The organism is Posidoniimonas corsicana (assembly GCF_007859765.1).
Taxonomy (GTDB): domain Bacteria; phylum Planctomycetota; class Planctomycetia; order Pirellulales; family Lacipirellulaceae; genus Posidoniimonas; species Posidoniimonas corsicana.
Map to the genome: position 1 here is coordinate 2,449,499 of NZ_SIHJ01000001.1, position 16,763 is coordinate 2,466,261.

11 protein-coding genes are annotated in these 16,763 nt (G+C 68.1%); 7 read left to right on the forward strand and 4 right to left on the reverse strand.

Features of this window, described 5'->3' with window-relative positions; translation table 11 throughout:
• Window positions 1-264: 264 nt before the first annotated feature.
• Together KOR34_RS09420 and KOR34_RS09425 are read right to left on the reverse strand one after the other, a co-directional pair.
• Entirely contained in the window at window positions 265-1,131 is an 867-nt protein-coding gene (locus tag KOR34_RS09420) for a sigma-70 family RNA polymerase sigma factor (RefSeq protein WP_146564307.1), read from the reverse strand.
• Window positions 1,132-1,371: 240 nt separating this feature from the next.
• Window positions 1,372-3,201, reverse strand: coding sequence for a 30S ribosomal protein S1 (locus KOR34_RS09425; RefSeq protein WP_146564308.1), 1,830 nt, complete (start codon window positions 3,199-3,201; stop codon window positions 1,372-1,374).
• A gap of 418 nt (window positions 3,202-3,619) precedes the next feature.
• On the opposite strand from KOR34_RS09425, the gene KOR34_RS09430 reads away from it, so the two are divergent.
• From KOR34_RS09430 to KOR34_RS09440, 3 genes are all read left to right on the forward strand, one after another.
• On the forward strand, window positions 3,620-4,084 hold the full coding sequence (locus KOR34_RS09430) for a hypothetical protein (RefSeq protein WP_146564309.1): 465 nt from the start codon (window positions 3,620-3,622) through the stop codon (window positions 4,082-4,084).
• 32 nt (window positions 4,085-4,116) lie between these two features.
• Window positions 4,117-4,407 (forward strand): hypothetical protein, encoded by a 291-nt coding sequence (locus KOR34_RS09435; protein WP_146564311.1) that lies wholly within the window; start codon window positions 4,117-4,119, stop codon window positions 4,405-4,407.
• An 89-nt stretch (window positions 4,408-4,496) separates the two neighbouring features.
• Window positions 4,497-5,201, forward strand: coding sequence for a 3-keto-disaccharide hydrolase (locus KOR34_RS09440; RefSeq protein WP_146564313.1), 705 nt, complete (start codon window positions 4,497-4,499; stop codon window positions 5,199-5,201).
• Between the two features lie 21 nt (window positions 5,202-5,222).
• Here KOR34_RS09440 and KOR34_RS09445 read toward each other — a convergent pair whose 3' ends face one another.
• Entirely contained in the window at window positions 5,223-6,500 is a 1,278-nt protein-coding gene (locus tag KOR34_RS09445) for an amidohydrolase family protein (RefSeq protein ID WP_146564315.1), read from the reverse strand.
• A 60-nt stretch (window positions 6,501-6,560) separates the two neighbouring features.
• On the reverse strand, window positions 6,561-9,710 hold the full coding sequence (locus KOR34_RS09450) for an amidohydrolase family protein (RefSeq protein WP_146564317.1): 3,150 nt from the start codon (window positions 9,708-9,710) through the stop codon (window positions 6,561-6,563).
• A gap of 220 nt (window positions 9,711-9,930) precedes the next feature.
• On the opposite strand from KOR34_RS09450, the gene KOR34_RS09455 reads away from it, so the two are divergent.
• The 4 genes from KOR34_RS09455 (at window position 9,931) to KOR34_RS09470 (ending at window position 16,756) form a co-directional block, all read left to right on the forward strand.
• On the forward strand, window positions 9,931-13,143 hold the full coding sequence (locus tag KOR34_RS09455; protein WP_146564319.1) for a family 78 glycoside hydrolase catalytic domain: 3,213 nt from the start codon (window positions 9,931-9,933) through the stop codon (window positions 13,141-13,143).
• A gap of 96 nt (window positions 13,144-13,239) precedes the next feature.
• Window positions 13,240-14,310, forward strand: coding sequence for a glycoside hydrolase family protein (locus tag KOR34_RS09460; RefSeq protein ID WP_146564321.1), 1,071 nt, complete (start codon window positions 13,240-13,242; stop codon window positions 14,308-14,310).
• A gap of 259 nt (window positions 14,311-14,569) precedes the next feature.
• Window positions 14,570-15,679, forward strand: coding sequence for a hypothetical protein (locus tag KOR34_RS09465; protein ID WP_146564323.1), 1,110 nt, complete (start codon window positions 14,570-14,572; stop codon window positions 15,677-15,679).
• Window positions 15,680-15,790: 111 nt separating this feature from the next.
• A complete protein-coding gene (locus KOR34_RS09470) occupies window positions 15,791-16,756 on the forward strand; it encodes a hypothetical protein (protein WP_146564325.1) in 966 nt (321 codons plus the stop codon).
• Window positions 16,757-16,763: the final 7 nt, after the last annotated feature.

The following is a 16,763-nucleotide window of genomic DNA, read 5'->3' on the forward strand; positions in this document are numbered from 1 at the left end:
CGTTCCTTTCTGTGCTCGGATAAGATCTCAGCGCGCAGCGGGCGCCGCTGCCCACTGGCGTACATGCGGTCCCTTCATTAGACCGCGCTGGGTGGCCGTTTTCAGCTAAGAACCGGCAACCAAACAAGAGAAGAGCGCCGCCCTCCGAGCCCCGCCCGTTCGACCCGCGCGGGGGCTGGCGGGTGCGACCGCTGCCCGCGATGGCGTCCGACTCGGTTCAGACTTCAACCACGCACGACGCCCCGCTGTCGACGCGGCGCGGGCCTACCGCTTCAGCAGCATGTGGGCTTCGCGGGGGTCGTCGAGGCTGGCGGCCAGTTTGCCGAGGGCCTCGGTCTCGATCTGGCGGACCCGCTCGCGGGTCAGGCCGAGCTGCAGGCCGATCTCCTTGAGCGTGCGGGGCTCGACGCCGCCCAGGCCGAAGCGGAGCTTGAGCACGGTCGCCTCGCGCTCGTCCATCGTCTTGAGCATCTCCAGCACGTGCCGCAGGCTGTCGTTCTCGACCAGCGCCTCGTCCGGGCTGAGCTGGTCCTCGTCCATCACCATGTCGCCCAGCGTCCAGCCGGCCTCGGTCTGGTCGGTCTGCGGCGTGGCGTTGTAGATCTTGATCGCCTTCTTGATGATCGGCAGCTTCTTCTTCGGCAGGCCGAGCACACGGGCGACTTCCTCGGGCGTGGGGCTGCGGCCCAGCTCCTCGGTGAGGCGGCTGGTCGCGCGGCGCCACTTGGACAGCAGCTCAACCATGTACGCGGGGATGCGGATGGTCTTGCCGGTGTTGATCAGCGCCCGCTTGATGGACTGCTTGATCCAGTAGCTCGCGTAGGTGCTGAACCGCGTGCCCATCGCGGGGTCGAAGCCCTCCACGGCACGGAGCAGCCCGAGGTTGCCCTCCTCGATCAGGTCCTGCAGGCCCAGGCCCTTGCCGGAGTAGCCGCGGGCGATGTTGACCACCAGCCGCAGGTTGGCGCGGACCATGCGGTCGCGGGCCTGGGTGTCGCCCTCGCCGATGCGGACCGCCAGCTCCTTCTCCTCGGCGGCGGTGAGGAGGGCGGTCTCGTTGATCTCGCGGAGGTAGGTCTCCAGCGGGCTCTGCACACTCGAGCTGGATCGTTTCTTGGGGGCGGCGGGCATGGCGGGCAGGGGCGGTGGGGCTGTCGGCGGGGCGCCGTGGGGGCGGGCGCACGGATAGTGCTAGCTAGCAGTGGGTATCGTCGCCCGGGCCGGTCGACCTTTGCGGCGGCGTAAGATGGTGGCCGTGCGCGGGATGCGCGCAAAGCTCCGGCCGCGCCAAAAAAAACGACGCGACGGGATGCGACCCGTCGCGTCGTGTAGTCGTAGCGGTTAAGCGGGCCGTGGGGCCCGTCGGGGGAGCTAGTCCTCCTTGCTCTCGCCTTCGGCTTCCTCGGACTGCTCGGCGCCGGGGGCCTTGAACAGCGGGCCGCCGTCGCCGAGGCCGCCCTTGAGGTCGGCCGCGGGCCTGGACGCGGCGACCGCGTCTTCCGAGCCGCCCTCGTCGGTGGCGAGGTCCTCTTCGGCCCACTCGACCCGCTTGCGGGACAGGCCGATCTTGCGGTCGTCGGTGTCGACGCGGAGGATCTTGACCTCGATCTCGTCGCCGACGTTGCAGACGTCCTCGGGGTTCTCGACCTTCTCGTCAGCCAGCTCCGAGATGTGCAGCAGGCCTTCCAGGCCGTCTTCCAGCCCGACGAACACGCCGAAGTTGGTGATCTTCGTGACCTTGCCCTGCACCAGCTGGCCCGGCTGGTAGCGGCTGGGGATGTCGGTCGCCCACGGGTCGTCCTCCATCTGCTTGAGGCCCAGCGCGATGCGGCGGCGGTCGGTGTCGACCGAGATGACCTGGCACTCGACCTCCTGGCCCTTCTCGACCACCTCGCTCGGGTGGCTGACCTTGCGGGTCCAGGACATGTCCGACACGTGCAGCAGGCCGTCGATGCCCTCCTCAATCTCGATGAAGGCGCCGTAGTTGGTGAGGTTGCGGACCTTGCCGGTGACCAGCTGCCCGGGCGGGTACTTCTCGGCGACCTTGTCCCAGGGGTTGTCCTGGGTCTGCTTCATTCCGAGCGAGATCTCCTGCTTCTCCTCGTTGATGCCGAGCACCACGACCTCGACCTGGTCGTCGATGTTGACCAGCTCCGAGGGGTGGCTGATGCGGCGGGTCCAGGACATCTCGCTGATGTGGACCAGGCCCTCGATGCCGTCCTCGAGCTTGACGAAGGCGCCGTAGCTCATGACGTTGACCACCGTGCCGGCGACGCGCGAGCCGACCGGGTACTTGGTCGAGACGTCGTCCCACGGGCTGGGCTGCTTCTGCTTCAGGCCCAGCGCGATCTTCTCCTTCTCGTAGTCGATGTGCAGGACCACGACCTCCAGCTCGTCGTCGATCTTGACCATCTCCGACGGGTGGCTGATGCGGCCCCAGCTCATGTCGGTGATGTGCAGCAGGCCGTCGATGCCGCCCAGGTCGACGAACGCGCCGAAGTCGGCGATGTTCTTCACCACGCCCTGGCGACGGTCGCCGACGTTCAGCTCCTTGAGCAGCTCGGCCTTCTTCTTCGCCCGCTCCTGCTCGATCAGGCTGCGGCGGCTGACCACGATGTTGCGCCGCTGCTCGTCGATCTTGAGCACGATGCACTGGATCTCTTTGTCGATGTACTCGCCGATGTCGTGCGGGCGGCGGATGTCGACCTGGCTGGCGGGCAGGAACACGTTCACGCCGATGTTGACCAGCAGGCCGCCCTTGATCTTCCGCTCCACCACGCCGGTCACGACGTCGCCCTCGTGGACGGACTCCATGACGGACATCCACTTCTCGATCTTCTCAGCCTTGCGCTTGCTGAGCACGATCATGCCACGCTCGTCGTGGCGGCCGACCACGTCCTCGACGTCCTCGACCAGCACGCGCACCGTGTCGCCGACCTGCGGGTCGGGGTCGGCGGCGTTCTCCTCGTCCTCCTCCCACTCGCTGCGGGGCACCATGCCCTCGCTCTTGTAACCGACGTCGACGATGACGTACTCGGCGTCGACGCGGACGATCTTGCCCTCGACGATCTGGTTGATCGAGACGTCCTCGCCGGCCAGCCAGTCGGCCTCGTCCGGGGCCTCGAGCAGGCCGACGCCCATCGCGGCTTCTAGGTCGTCATCGGTGACGTCAAACTCACGCAGCAGGTTGCGGTTAACCATTGAGGGATAGATAGAGAGGGTTGCGCCGCGTCTTACGCGCCCTGGCAGGGCCCGAGAAGGGGCCAAAGAACGGGCGGCAGCGGCTGGTATCGGCTCCTCGGCCCTGGCCCGCACCACGCGGACCGATCCATCGGGACTGGGAGAATCCGCCAATCTAGCAGACTGCGGAAGCGGGGGAAAGCCGGACCGGGCCGGGTTTCCCCCGGCCGCGGCGCGTTCCCGCCCCTCCAGGATCGGCCGATCGGGCCCTGCCACTGGCGTGCGAATCGGCAGAACCGGCAGATCCAGCCCCGCTTCGCGGGCGTTCGGCCCCCGCGTCGGCCCCGCGGGCGTGGGCCGCGCTCTCGCTGATTACGCTAATACAGAGAGGCTTCCCCTGACGACATAACCGGTAGAGTTTGCCATGACGCGGTGGTTGATGCTTGTGTTGCTTGCGATGGGCGTGGGGGAGCACCCCGCGATGGGCCAGACGCCAGGCGGCGCCCCGGCCTACCAGCGTCGTGGCGGCGGCCACCCGGGCTACGGGCCCAGCCACGGGCCGTACCCAGCCAAATACTATGGGCGGCCGGACTACGGGCGCCGTCCCGTGCCGGAGGCGAACGTGTCGGCGGGGACGTTCCAGCGACCCTACCCTTATCACCTGGACTACTACAAGCAGCGGTACGGCGGGAGCTACGAGCCCTACTTCGGCAACCTCTACGGGCCGCCAAACGTGGTGCTGGGAGGGGTTTACGGCGGCTACGGGGCGCCGGTGTACGCGCCGCCGTACGGCTACCCAGTGGCCGCCGACTACCCGGCAGCGCCGGCCGCGACCCAAGCCATCGTCTGCCCGCACTGCCAACAACCGATCTACCTCGCCGCTCCCCCCGACGCGGGCGAGTGAACCACGACTTTCGAACAGCAAGGACGCTCTCGATGCCCGGTTTCAACGCCAAACAGGTCGTCAAGCACTCGGCCGCGACGGCCCTCTTCGCCCTGACGCTCTGCCCGTCCGCCATGGGCCAGGCGCCCGCGGGGTACGCGGGGCAGCACACGGCCAGCATCCACCCGGAGGTCGCGCCGTACGCCGGGCCGCACAACTACGCGACCCAGGTCCGGCCGTTCCGCTACGGCTGGTTCGGCGCCCAGAGCTACTCGCCCACGAGCGAGGCCCACCGCACCTACTACAACGACGTCATCCGCTGGTCCCGCTGGCGGATGTACTAGGCGGTTGGTGCCGGGCACGCGGCGCCGCGGTGTGTTAAGATGCGGGGGCTGTAGCTGGTCCCTTCTCAATCCCCGCCGACGCCCACCCTATGCTCATCCACCGAATCGCCGCCGCTGTTGTCTGCCTGCTAATTGTCTCGCCGCTCGCGGCCGCCGAATCGGACGGGTTCGTTCCGCTGTTCGACGGCAAGTCAATCGAGGGCTGGGTGAAGCAGGGCGGCGACGCGACCTACAAGGTCGAGGACGGCGTCATCGTGGGAACCAGCGTGCTCCACACGCCCAACACGTTCCTCTGCACCCCACGCAAGTACGGCGACTTCGAGCTCACGCTCGAGCTGAAGGTCGACAACAAGCTCAACTCCGGCGTGCAGATCCGCAGCCTGTGCAAGGACGAGCCGTACGAGGCGACCGCCAAGTGGGCCAACGGCAAGGAGTGGAAGGGCCGGATCCCGGCCGGCCGGGTGCACGGCTACCAGGTGGAGATCGACCCCTCGGACCGCTCCTGGTCCGGCGGCATCTACGACGAGGCCCGCCGCGGCTGGCTGTACAACCTCGAGGGCGAAGACCGCAAGGAGGCCCGCGCCGCCTTCAAACGCGACGAGTGGAACAAGTACCGCATCCGCTGCCAGGGCGACCACATCCAGACCTGGGTGAACGGGGTGCCCGTGGCCGACCTGCGCGACGGCGCCACCCCCGAGGGACTGATCGCCCTGCAGGTGCACGGTATCGGCGGCGACAAGGATAAAGAGGGCACGCAGGTCCGCTGGCGGAACCTGATGATCAAGGAGTTGTAGCGGCGTTCCCTCGGGTGGGCGCTACTCTTCGATCCGCTGCTTGAACTTCTCGTACAGCCGCTTGTGTCGGTCGGTCAGGTCGATCTCCTCGCCCTGCACCCACGCCCGCTCGATCTGGGTGGCGATCTCCAGCGGGTCGCCGTCCGCGACGAACAGCGTGGCGTGCTTGCCCGGCTCGAGTGAGCCGACCTTGTCGGCCACGCCGAGGATCTCGGCCGGCGCGATCGTGACCGAACGCAGCGCCGCGTCGCGCGGCAGGCCAAACCCGGCGGCCACGCCGGCGTGGTAGGGCAGGTTGCGTACGTTCGAGGCCGTGTCCTGCCGGTCGCCGGCGATGCAGAACCGCACGCCCGCCTCGTGCAGCCGGGCCGGCAGCGAGTAGGCGTGGTCGTAGGGGTCGCTGCGGCGCTGGGGGACGCGGAGCACGCCGCCCACGATGACCGGGACGTCGTGCTCGATCAGCAGGTCGGCGCAACGCGGCGCGTCGTAGCCCCCGTGCAGGATCATCCGCAGCCCGCGTCGTGCACAAAACGCCACGGCGGCCTCGATCTCGGCCAGGTCGTTGGCGGTGATGATCACCGGGCGCTCACCGGCGAGCACCGGGCCCAGCGCCTCGAGCCGCAGGTCGACCGGCTGGCTGTCGGCGGCGTCCGGCTGGCGTTGTCGGTGGTAGGCCTCGGCCTGATCGAACAGCAGGCCAAGCTTGCCGACCGCGTCGTCGGCGTTGTCGGGCTCCTCGTCGTGATTGTGCTCGCCGGTCGGGCGGCGGGACCGCGGCCAGCGGATGTGCAGGCCCGCGTCCGGTTTCACGAGCATGTCCTCCCAGGTCCAACCGGCCAGCTGCATCACGCTCGAGCAGCCCGGCATCCGGCCCCCCTCGGGCGCCGAGAGCGCCAGCAACACGCCGTTGGAACGGGTGACCGGGATCAGCTCGCTGTCCGGATTGAACGACTTGTGGGCGTGCGCGTTGGGGTTGATGGCGCCCGCCTCGTCGAAGTCCCGCGTGGCCCGCACGGAGTCGATCTCCACCAGGCCGAGCTGCGTGTACGGTGCGATCATCCCCGGGTAGACGTGCTTGCCCGCCAGGTCAACGACTTCCGCGTCCGCCGGCCGGGTAGACGCGTCGCCAACCGCTTCGATCCGGCCGTCGTGGATGACCAGCACGCCGTCCTCAATCGGCGGGCCGGTCACCGGGTGGATCGTCGCGCCAACCAACGCCACGGACGCTTCCGCGGCGCGGAGGTCCGAAAGCGGCAGCAGCAGGAGGCTCAGGCAGGCGATAGAAAGGAGCGGCTTCATGGCGTCTGGCGGGCAGTGGTGCGCGGAGCGGTGTAAGCGGAGGGCGGTCGCCGGCGGGCGTCAGTGGGTGTGGCCGTGGCCGTGGCAGAACTCGTCGTGGCGGGGCCACAGCTTGGACGGGTCCTCACGGTTCTCGCCGGGCTTCGCCGCCGGCTCTCTGGAGTCGAACACCGCCTGGACGAGTCGAGCGTGCAGCTGGTGGTCCTGCTCGACGCGGCGGCGGTCCTCCTGCCGGTCGAAGTACTTGCGCCCGTCGACCCAGGTCTGCTCGCACCTGGCGAAGACCGACAACGGCGGGGCGTCCCACAAGGCGAGGTCGGCGTCCTTGCCAACGGTGATCGAGCCGACGCGGTCCTCGATCCGCAGCTGCTTGGCCGGGTTGAGCGTGACGAACTTGAGCGCCTCGTCGGGGCTGACGCCGCCGTACTTGACCGCCTTGGCGGCCTCCTGGTTGAGGCGGCGGCCCATCTCCGCGTCGTCCGAGTTGAAGGAAACCACCACGCCCGCCCGGTGCATCAGCGCGCCGTTGTGCGGGATGGCGTCGAAGACCTCGTACTTGTAGGCCCACCAGTCCGCGAAGCTGCTGCCCGTCGCGCCGTGGGCGACCATCTCCGGGGCGACCTTGTAGCCCTCCAGGATGTGCTGCAGCGAGCCGATCGTCACGTCGAAGCTGTCGAGCGTCCGCAGCAGCGCGAGGATCTCGCTCTGGCGGTAGCTGTGGCAGTGGATCCACCGCTCGCCGGCGAGGATCTCGGCCAGCGCGTCGAGCTCCAGGTCGCGTCGCGGCGGCGGGCCGACCGGATCGGCGGCCCAGGCGTCGTGCTCGGCCTGGTAGGCGCGGGCGGCGCTTAGCGCGTCGATGTGCAGCTCGTCCACGCCCATGCGGGTCTGCGGGTAGCGGGTGGTGTGGTCGGATCCCCAGTTGCTCTGCTTCACGTTCTCGCCGAGGGCCCACTTGATGCCGGCCGGCGCGCCGGCGAACTTCATCTCCTCCGGTCCGGCGCCCCAGCGGAGCTTGATGACCTGGTTCTGGCCGCCGATCGGGTTGGCCGAGCCGTGCAGGATGTTCGACGTCGTGACGCCGCCGGCCAGCTGGCGGTAGATGGTGATGTCGTCCGGGTCGATCATGTCGCCGATGCGGACCTCGGCGGTGATCGCCTGCGACGACTCGTTGATGCCGCCGTCGGTCGCCATGTGGGAGTGGCAGTCGATCACGCCGGGCGTGAGGTGCTTGCCGCGGGCGTCGACCACTACGGCGCCGTCGGGCTGGGCGAGCCGTTTGCCGACCTCGGCGATGAGTCCGTCGGTCACGAGCACGTCGGCCTGCTCGAGCGTGCCCGCCTCGTCGCAGGTCCAGACCGTGGCGCCGCGGAACAGCAAGTGCTTGGGCGGCTCCGGCGGGGAGGCCCGGCCGTAGGCGCCGAGCGGGTAGTTGACGGCCACTTCGACTTCTACAGGCGAGGGCGCTTGTTCGTCATCTTCCCCGTCGTGTTCGTGTTCATCCTCATCGGCGTCTTCCTCTCGTTCATCCTCCTCCTCTGAGTGCTCGCCCGCTTCGTCGGTCTTGGCGGCGGTAAAGCGGATTGAGGGTTTGCCGAGCGGTTGGAGGACGCCGGACAGCGTCAGGTCGTCGCCGGTTCCGATGGCGTTGGCCGACAGCACCACGCCCCCCGCCAGGCCCAGCGGCTTGCCGTCGAGCCTCGCGGTGAGCCGCGAGTGATCGAGCCGCAGGTCCTTCAGCTTGGCAGACTGCTCCTCTTCATCGGTGTCGGACTGATCCTCGGCGGGTTCGTCCTGTTCCGCCGGATCGCTGGCGAGCGTCAGCTTGCCGCTCGGTTTCGTCGGCTTGCCGGTGATCGAAAGCATTAAATCGCCGAGGTCGGTTTCGCGTTTCAAGGCGATGTGCCACTCGCCGGTGAGGTCGACCTCCGCCGTTTGGGTGATCTTGAACTCTTTGCCGGCCACCCAGGTCGAGAGCACCTTGGTCTTCTTGTCGAACAGGTCGCCATCGGTGACTACCAGGTTGGCGTACTTACCCGATGCCAGCGTGCCGACCGAGTCCGACACGCCGAGCAGCTGCGCGGGCGCGGTTGTCAACGCCGCCAACGCGGCGTCGGCCGGCAGGCCCCGCTCGACCGCCTGGCGGACCTGTTTGAGGAAGTCGCCCCGCTTCTTCAGGCCGTGTGTGGTGAGGGCGATCGTCACGCCCGCCTGGTGCAGGCGGGCCGGGTTTTCTAGGGCCAGCCGCCAGTGCATCAGCTCTTCCAGGCTTGCGTCGGCCGCGGCGTCGGGGGAGGAAACCGGGGGCGGCTTGGGGAAGTCGACCGGCACGATGATCGTCCGGCCGGACTTGGCGATCGCCGCCAGCCGGCGGTACTCGTTGCCCGATCCCCGCACCGCCAGCCGCAGCGAGAACTCGCGGGCGAAGCGGTCGGCCCGCAGCACGAACAGCTCGTTCGCGGCGTCTGCGATCAGGAGCTGGCGGCCGTCCAGGCAGCCGGCGAGCGCTTCGAGGGCCGCGCTGGGCGCCACTTCCGAGGCGCCGCCGCTGGCCTTGGCGGCCGCGGTCGCCTTGGCGTGCCACTGCGCGTCGAGCATCGCCTGCCGCGCGAGCGCAACCGCGCCCATCGGGCTGTTGGGGAAGCCCGAGCGGCCACGCCGGCGGATCGTCAGCTCGGCGTGCAGGGCCGCCTCGTCGGCGAGCAGGGCGCCCGAGTCGGCGTCGTCGCCCGTGAGTGCGACGCAGCTTATCCCCTTGATGATGCCGTCGTCGGGCGCGACAAGCCGGGCGGTGATGCCCTGCCCTCGCAGCTCTTTCTGGACGGATTCCGACGCCTTGTACCCGGCGGCCACGCGGCGCTGCGGCGTGACGTTGTCGTTCCAGTAGCCGGGGCCCGGCGCCGCGCCGTCGATCGACTGCTCGGTGAAGGCGTCGATCAGGCCCGGGTAGATGGTCTTGCCGGCGAGGTCGATTGTCTCCGCTCCGGGCGGCGGCTCCACCCCGGCGCCAATCGCCTGGATGACTCCGTCGTCCAGCACCACAACGCCCTGCTCGATCACCTCGCCGGGCGCGGTGACGATGCGGGCGCCGGTCAGCGCGTAGAGCTTCGGCTTGTGGTCTCGCAGGCCGGCGACCGGCTTGAGCGGCACGACGCCAAAGGCGCTGTGGCAGCACAGCAGCAGCGTCAACACACCGGGGAGGTATCGCATGGCGGCAGTTCGGTGGGGTGTGGGCGGGGCAGGAACCACAAGCCTAGCCCGCTGGGGACCTGATCTCAACAAACTTCCGGGCAACCGCGTGGGGCGATCCGAGCCGAAACTGGGTGAATCCGCCGTCCGGTTGCATTAGACTTACCGGTCCTGGGGCACGCGGCGGCGGGACGCCCGTGTTAGCGGTTCACAGATTGCTAGTCTCTTGTGAGAACCATCGATGCCTGCCCTGCTGCGCGGCTCCTCCTCAATTCTACTTCTTGCCACTGCCTGCTGCCTGAACGCCGGGGCCGCGGCTCTGGAGGTCGGCGACCTCCGCTGCCAGTACCGGGAGAACCCGGTGGGCGTTGACGCCGAACAGCCCCGCCTGTCGTGGAAGCTGACGTCGACCGCCCGCAACCAGTCGCAGTCGGCCTACCAGATCCAGGTCGCGACCGACGCCGACAAGCTTGCCGCCGGCGAGGCGGACCTGTGGGACAGCGGCAAGGTCGCTTCCAGCAGCACGCGGGACATCCCCTACGACGGCAAGGCCCTGTCCGCTCACCAACGCTGCGTCTGGCGCGTGCGGTCGTGGGACGCCGATGGGCAGCCGGGCGAGTACAGCGAACCCGCGGAGTGGACCGTGGGCATCCTGAAGCAGGACCAGTGGCAGGCGGAGTGGATCGGCTACGACGCCAGTCGGGCCGACCGGCGACCGCCGGCGGACCTCGACGGCGCGTCCTGGATCTGGGCCGCCGACGAGGAGGGCAAGGCGGCCGAGCGGGGCGACTTCGGTTTCGCCAGCACGCTGGAGATCCCACAGGACGCGAAGCTCGAGTCCGCGGTGGCGACGCTCTACGGCGACGACCAGGTGATCGTCTACGTGAACGGCAAGCGGGCGAACGTCGGCGTGCGGCGCAACCGCCCGTTTGAACTAGACCTGCTGCATGTGATCGAACAGGGCGAGAACGACATCCGCCTCGCCTGCCACAACGGCTCGCCCGAGTCTGCCGGAGTGATCATGAAGCTGGTCGTGAAGACGGACCAGGGCGAACGGACGCTCGTCACGAGCGGCGACTGGTCGAGCGTGAAGAGCCCGTCGAACGAGTGGCGGGCCGCCCAACGCCCGGCCGACGAGGGCGATCACGCGCTGGTGGTGGCGGCCAACGGCGAGGGTCCGTGGGGCGAGGTTGGCCCCTCGGCCCAGTACCTGCCGCCGCCGGCCTACCTGCGCGTCGGTTTCGAGATCACCAAGCCGGTCAAGCGCGCGCTGGCGTACATGGCGGCGCTCGGTGATTGCGACGCGCGGATCAACGGCCAGCGGGTCACCGACGACTACTTCCCGTCGGGGTGGACCGACTACAACAAGCGGGTCTACTACCGCGCCTACGACGTGACCCACCTGCTCCGCCAGGGCGACAACGCGGCCGGCGTGGTGCTGGCCGATGGCTGGTTCAGCGGCCACGTGGGCTGGGGCGAGCAACGCGACCACTACGGCGACAAGCCCCGCTTCGCCGGCCAGCTGGTCGTGCAGTACCAGGACGGCACGCAGCAGGTGCTGGCCACCGGCGAGGCCTGGCGGGCGGGGGAGGGGGGGACCCGCGAGGCCGACTTCCTCGGCGGCGAGGTATTCGACGCCACCCGGGAGCCCACCGGCTGGGACGCGCCCGGGTTTGACTCCAGCGGCTGGGCGGAGGTCGATCGCGGCGCGGCGGTCGACCCGCTGGTTCAGTGGCACCCGGCGCAGCCGGTCGAGGCGATCGGCGAGTTCTCGCCGCAGGAGATCACCGAACCGCTGCCGGGGGTGTACGTGCTCAACCTCGGCCAGAACTTCGCCGGCGTGCCGCGGCTGAAGGTGAAGGGGCGGAAAGGCCAGGCGATCCATCTCCGCTTCGGCGAGCGGTTGAACCCGGACGGCTCGCTCTACCTCACCAACATGCGTTGCGCCCGGGTGACCGACACCTACGTCTGCAGCGGCCAGGGGACCGAGACGTGGCAGCCACGGCACACGTTCCACGGCTTCCAGTACGTGGAGGTCCGCGGACTGGACGCCAGCCCGGAGTCGGGCGAGGTGGTTGGGGTGGCGCTCAGCAGCGCGACGCCGCGGGTCGGCTCGTTCGAGTGTTCGGACGAGCGGGTCAACCAGCTGGTCAACAACATCTACTGGACGCAGCGGTCCAACTTCATCGACATCCCGACCGACTGCCCCCAGCGCGATGAGCGGCTCGGCTGGACCGGCGACGCGCAGGTCTACATCGGCGCGGCGACCCTCAACTGCGACGTCCAGGCGTTCTTCCACAAGTGGCTGCAGGACATGACCGACTCCCAGCGCGCCGACGGGCAGTACCCCAAGGTCGCGCCGGAGAAGGTGGCCGGCAACGACGGCGGCCCCGCCTGGGCCGACGCGGGCGTCATCTGCCCGCTGCAACTCTACGAGACCTACGGCGACCGTGAGATCCTGGCCCGGCAGTACGCGTCGATGAAGAAGTTTGTCGACTTCTGCCGCGACCGCAGCAAGGACGGCGTGCTGCCGCCCGACCGCTTCCACTGCTACGGCGACTGGCTCAGCATCAACGCCAGCACGCCCAACGAGGTGATCTACACGGCCTACTACGCGCACGCGGCCGACCTGCTCTCGCAGGCGGCCGAGGTGCTGGGCATCGAGAACGACGCCCGCGAATACCGCGAGCTGTTCCACAAGGTGCGCAACGCCTTCAACGAGGCCTACGTCAAGGACGACGGCTCGATCCACGGCGACACGCAGTGCTGCTACACGCTGGCGATCGTGTTCGACCTGGTCGAGGGCGACAAGCTCAACGAGGCCTCGCGGCGGTTGGTGGCGGACATAGAGTCCCGCGGCGGCCGGCTCTCGACCGGGTTTGTCGGCACGAAGGACCTGATGCACGCGCTAGACAAGATCGGCCGCCTGGACGTGGCGTGCGGCTTGTTGACCCACGAGGAGTACCCCGGTTGGCTGTTCTCCATCAAGCACGGCGCTACCTCGATCTGGGAGCGGTGGGACGGCTGGACGCCCGACCGCGGGTTCCAGGACCCCGGCATGAACTCGTTCGCCCACTACTCGTTCGGCGCGGTGTACCGCTGGATGGTCGAGTGCCTGGGGGGCGTCAAGCCAACCAGCCCTGGGTACGACCAGTTCGTAATCGCGCCCTACCTGCCTGAGGACCTGGAGTGGGTGAAGGTCGGGTACGATTCGGTGCACGGCCCGATCGAGAGCGCCTGGCGGCGGACGGACCGTGGCGTGACGGTGCAGGTCACGGCGCCGGTCAACACCACGGCCACCATCCGACTGCCAAGCGGCGATCGGGACGCGATCAGCGTGGATGGCAAGCCGCTGTCGGAATGCGGCCTGCGCGTCGGCGACTCGACCAACGATTCGACCGCGGTCGAGATCGGCAGCGGCAGCTACGAGTTCGTCATCGCAGCGGAGAGTTGATAGCGCAACTCATTCAGGTTGACGCCCGCTGCCGCGCCGCGCAGGATTGATGGAGTAGCAACCGACTCGGCACTCCAACTCATCAGGCGGCGGCGTATGCAGCGTAGGCAGTTTCTTCAGGCGGCGACCATCGCCGCCATCACTTCATCAGGGAGCCAGGCTCTCGCCCGCACGACGACCGAGCAGCCCCCGCGTATCGAGTCCGATTTTTGCAAGCGTTTGCAGCCGTTGGGTCGGATCCTCGAGCTGGAGGGCTACTTCGTCTGGTGCAATACGCCCATCTACGGCCCGGACGGCAGGGTGCACGTCTTCTACTCGCGCTGGCCGAAAGGCCGCGGGATGGGTGGTTGGCTCAACGCGTGCGAGATCGCCCATGCGGTCGCGGACCAGCCGGAGGGCCCGTACGAGACGCTCGACGTGGCCGTCGCCCCGCGCCCCGGCAACTGGGACGCGACCACCTGCCACAACCCCCACATCCAGCAGGTCGACGACAAGTACTGCCTGTTCTACATGGGCAATCGAAACGGTCGCACCAACACCAAGCGGGTGGGGCTGGCGATTGCCGACTCGCTCGACGGCCCGTGGCGTCGCGCGGACGAGCCGCTGCTGCTGCCCGGCGACGAGGGCGCCTGGGACGACCACTGCACGACCAACCCCTCGTTCATCCGCGCGGCCGACGGCCGCTGCCTGCTTTACTACAAGGGGTGGAACGACAAGGACTACGTCACGGGCAAGCCGCCGATCCGCGGGAATCGTATGTACGGGCTGGCGGTCGCCGACAGCGTCGAGGGCCCGTACCGCAAGCACCCGGGCAACCCCCTGGTCGATTTCTCAGGCCTGGGCGAGAACCAACAGTGCGAGGACGCGTACGTCTGGCTCGAGGACGGGCGCTACAAGATGATCGCCCGCGACATGGGCGTGTTCGATCACGAGGTCGGCCTGTACATGGAGTCGGACGACGGCGTGCAGTGGTCCCCGCCAAAGGTTGGGTACTACCCTCTGAAGCACTACGTCGACCAGCCCCCCGCCCCCCGCGGACTGCGACGCTACGGGCGGCTGGAGCGTCCCCAGTTGCTGATGCGCGACGGCCGCCCCACGCACCTGTTTTCGTCGTCTCAAGGCGGCGAGCAGCAGACAGCATCCGGATTTGTGTTCGCCTTGGCATAGACTTTGCGTGGGCCGGTGCGTCAGGGGCTGTCTCAATACAGGTCGGCCGCGTTCGCCACGCCGGTGCAATCCCGTGGTTGAATAACGCAATCGGTTTGGACCCCTGTGTTGCAGCCGCTTAGGATGGACCGCAACGCGTTCGATACGCGTCCCCAGCGACCTCCTGCCTCCCTCTCGTTTCCTTCACTTGTCGTCAATCCCTGTCCGCCGGCTTGCGCTGGCGTTCTCGGGGCCGCTTCTTTAAACCAGGACGGACATCATGAGATTTGTGGCAACCGCCGCGGTAGCTGCCTGCTTGGCAGTCCTTTCGCCCCACTACGCCAGCGGCGTGCTGCTGGTCTACGAGGGGTTTGACTACTCCGAGGGCGCCCTGAGCGGCCAGGCCGACGGCGGCTTCGGCTTCGCACCCGGCAGCTCGTGGGGCGGCGGCTCGGTCGTTGCTGGCAGCCTGTCTTACACCGATGGCGGGAGCAACTCGCTGCCGACTAGCGGCAACCGGGCGCTGGTGAGCGCCGAGAGCGGTAGCGTTTCCGCTTACCGTCAGCTCGGCCGCGGTTACGGCGACGACCCTAGCTACGGGCCGGGCACGTACTGGCTTAGCTTTCTTGGTCAGCGGCTGCAGCCCCATATCACCCAGGACGAGAACGCCGCCCGCTCGTTTGGTCTCCAATTGCACAGCAGTGGTGGCGGCGACGAGCGGCTGGGCGTCGGGCGTGTGACGATCAACGCGCCGGTTCCTTCGGTTGGCTGGGGCCTATTCTCTGATGGGTCCGCATCGCTTTATACCGAGGCGGCGGAGTCGATGTTCGATCTGTCGTTCAACGTGGTGGAGATCACTATCGCCGACGCGACCGACGGCAACCTGAGCGACTCCGCCAAGCTGTGGGTGAACCCCGACCTGAGCGGAACCCTCGGCACGCCTAGCGCCGAGCTGGCGGTGGGCAGCGGGCTGAACTTCGACTACCTGTTCGACACCCTGCGGCTTTGGGCCGGCGGCACATCGGGGGACAACCCCTACGCGGCGTACGAGGTGGACGAGATCCGCATCGGCACCCTGCTGGAGGACGTGCTCGGCAACTCGGTGATTGTCCCGGGCGATGTCGACGGCAACGGCACGGTCGACGTCAACGACCTCACCCCGATCCGGATGAACTACCGAAACGGCGACGCCGTCCGCACGGACGGCGACCTCAACGGCGACACCTTTGTGAACTTCGCCGACTTCCGCCAGTGGAAGACGGCCCTGCTTGAGGCCGGTGGCTCGCTGGAGGGTGTTGACCTGGCGTTCCTGGGGCAGGTTCCCGAGCCGGCGTCTGCCCTGCTGCTGTTCATGGGGTCCGCCATGCTGGTCCGGCGCGGCCGTCGCTAGCATCGCCCCTTCTTATACGTGGCCTGCTGGGACTGGCTGTGTCGACGCGCTCGCACGCTTGTCGTCGGTAGACGCTGAAATGCTTATTCGCACTCTGGAGTGTTGGATCACATGAAATCAACTCACCTATGCCTGTTTGTGCTGGCCCTCGTCGCGGGCCCAGCAATCCAGTCCGCATCTGCAATCTCACTCATCCCCGACGCCGACGCACGCCTGGCCAACGACAGCAACCGCGGTCCGACCAGCAACGTGGGTTCGAGCGGTCTGTGGGAAGTCCGCTGGCACGAGGCGCCCCGGGTACGGATTGGATACGTCCGGTACGACATTACGGGGGTTAGCCCTTCGCTGTTCGCCGACGCCACCCTTAGCGGAACATTCACCGCCAGCTCCTACAACGGCCCGGGCACGTGGGACGTCTACGGGTTGAATGACGACGTGGTGGCGAACGCGGGGACCGGTCGGCAGGGCAACGACTGGGATGAGTCCACGATCAACTACGCGAACGCGGGCGGCGTGGACAATTCCGCGGCGGAAGGAACCTTTGCGTTTACCGACTCTTCATTTCTGGGGACGATCACCCTGGATGGAGTTGACGAACAGCCTCTGCCGTTCTCGTCCAACCCCACAGATCTGAGCCTCGAGACCTTCCTCAACGCCGACACCGACGGGCTCGTCACCTTCTTGTTCATGGACTCGTCGCAGACCGGCGCCGAGTATCGGATCGACAGCAAGGAAGGGAACATGGAGGACGGGCACGGGCCCACGACGCTCAACTTTGAGCTGAACTGCGATCCGGGCGACGTCGACTGCATGGGCGGCGTGACGCTAGACGACCTGGCGATCATCGCGGCCAACTTCCGCACCAGCAACTTCCGGGAGTTCGGCGACCTCACCGGTGACGGCTTCGTTGACTTCGACGACTTTGGAGAGTGGAAGGACAACTACACCGGTTCACTCGAAGGCGTTGACTTGTCGTTCCTCTCATCGCCGGCGCCGGAGCCCTCGGCCAGCATGCTCGTTGCGACGCTTCTCGTGAGCTGCATCGGGCGGCGCCGTTCGGCCCACCCCTGCAAGTAACCACCGC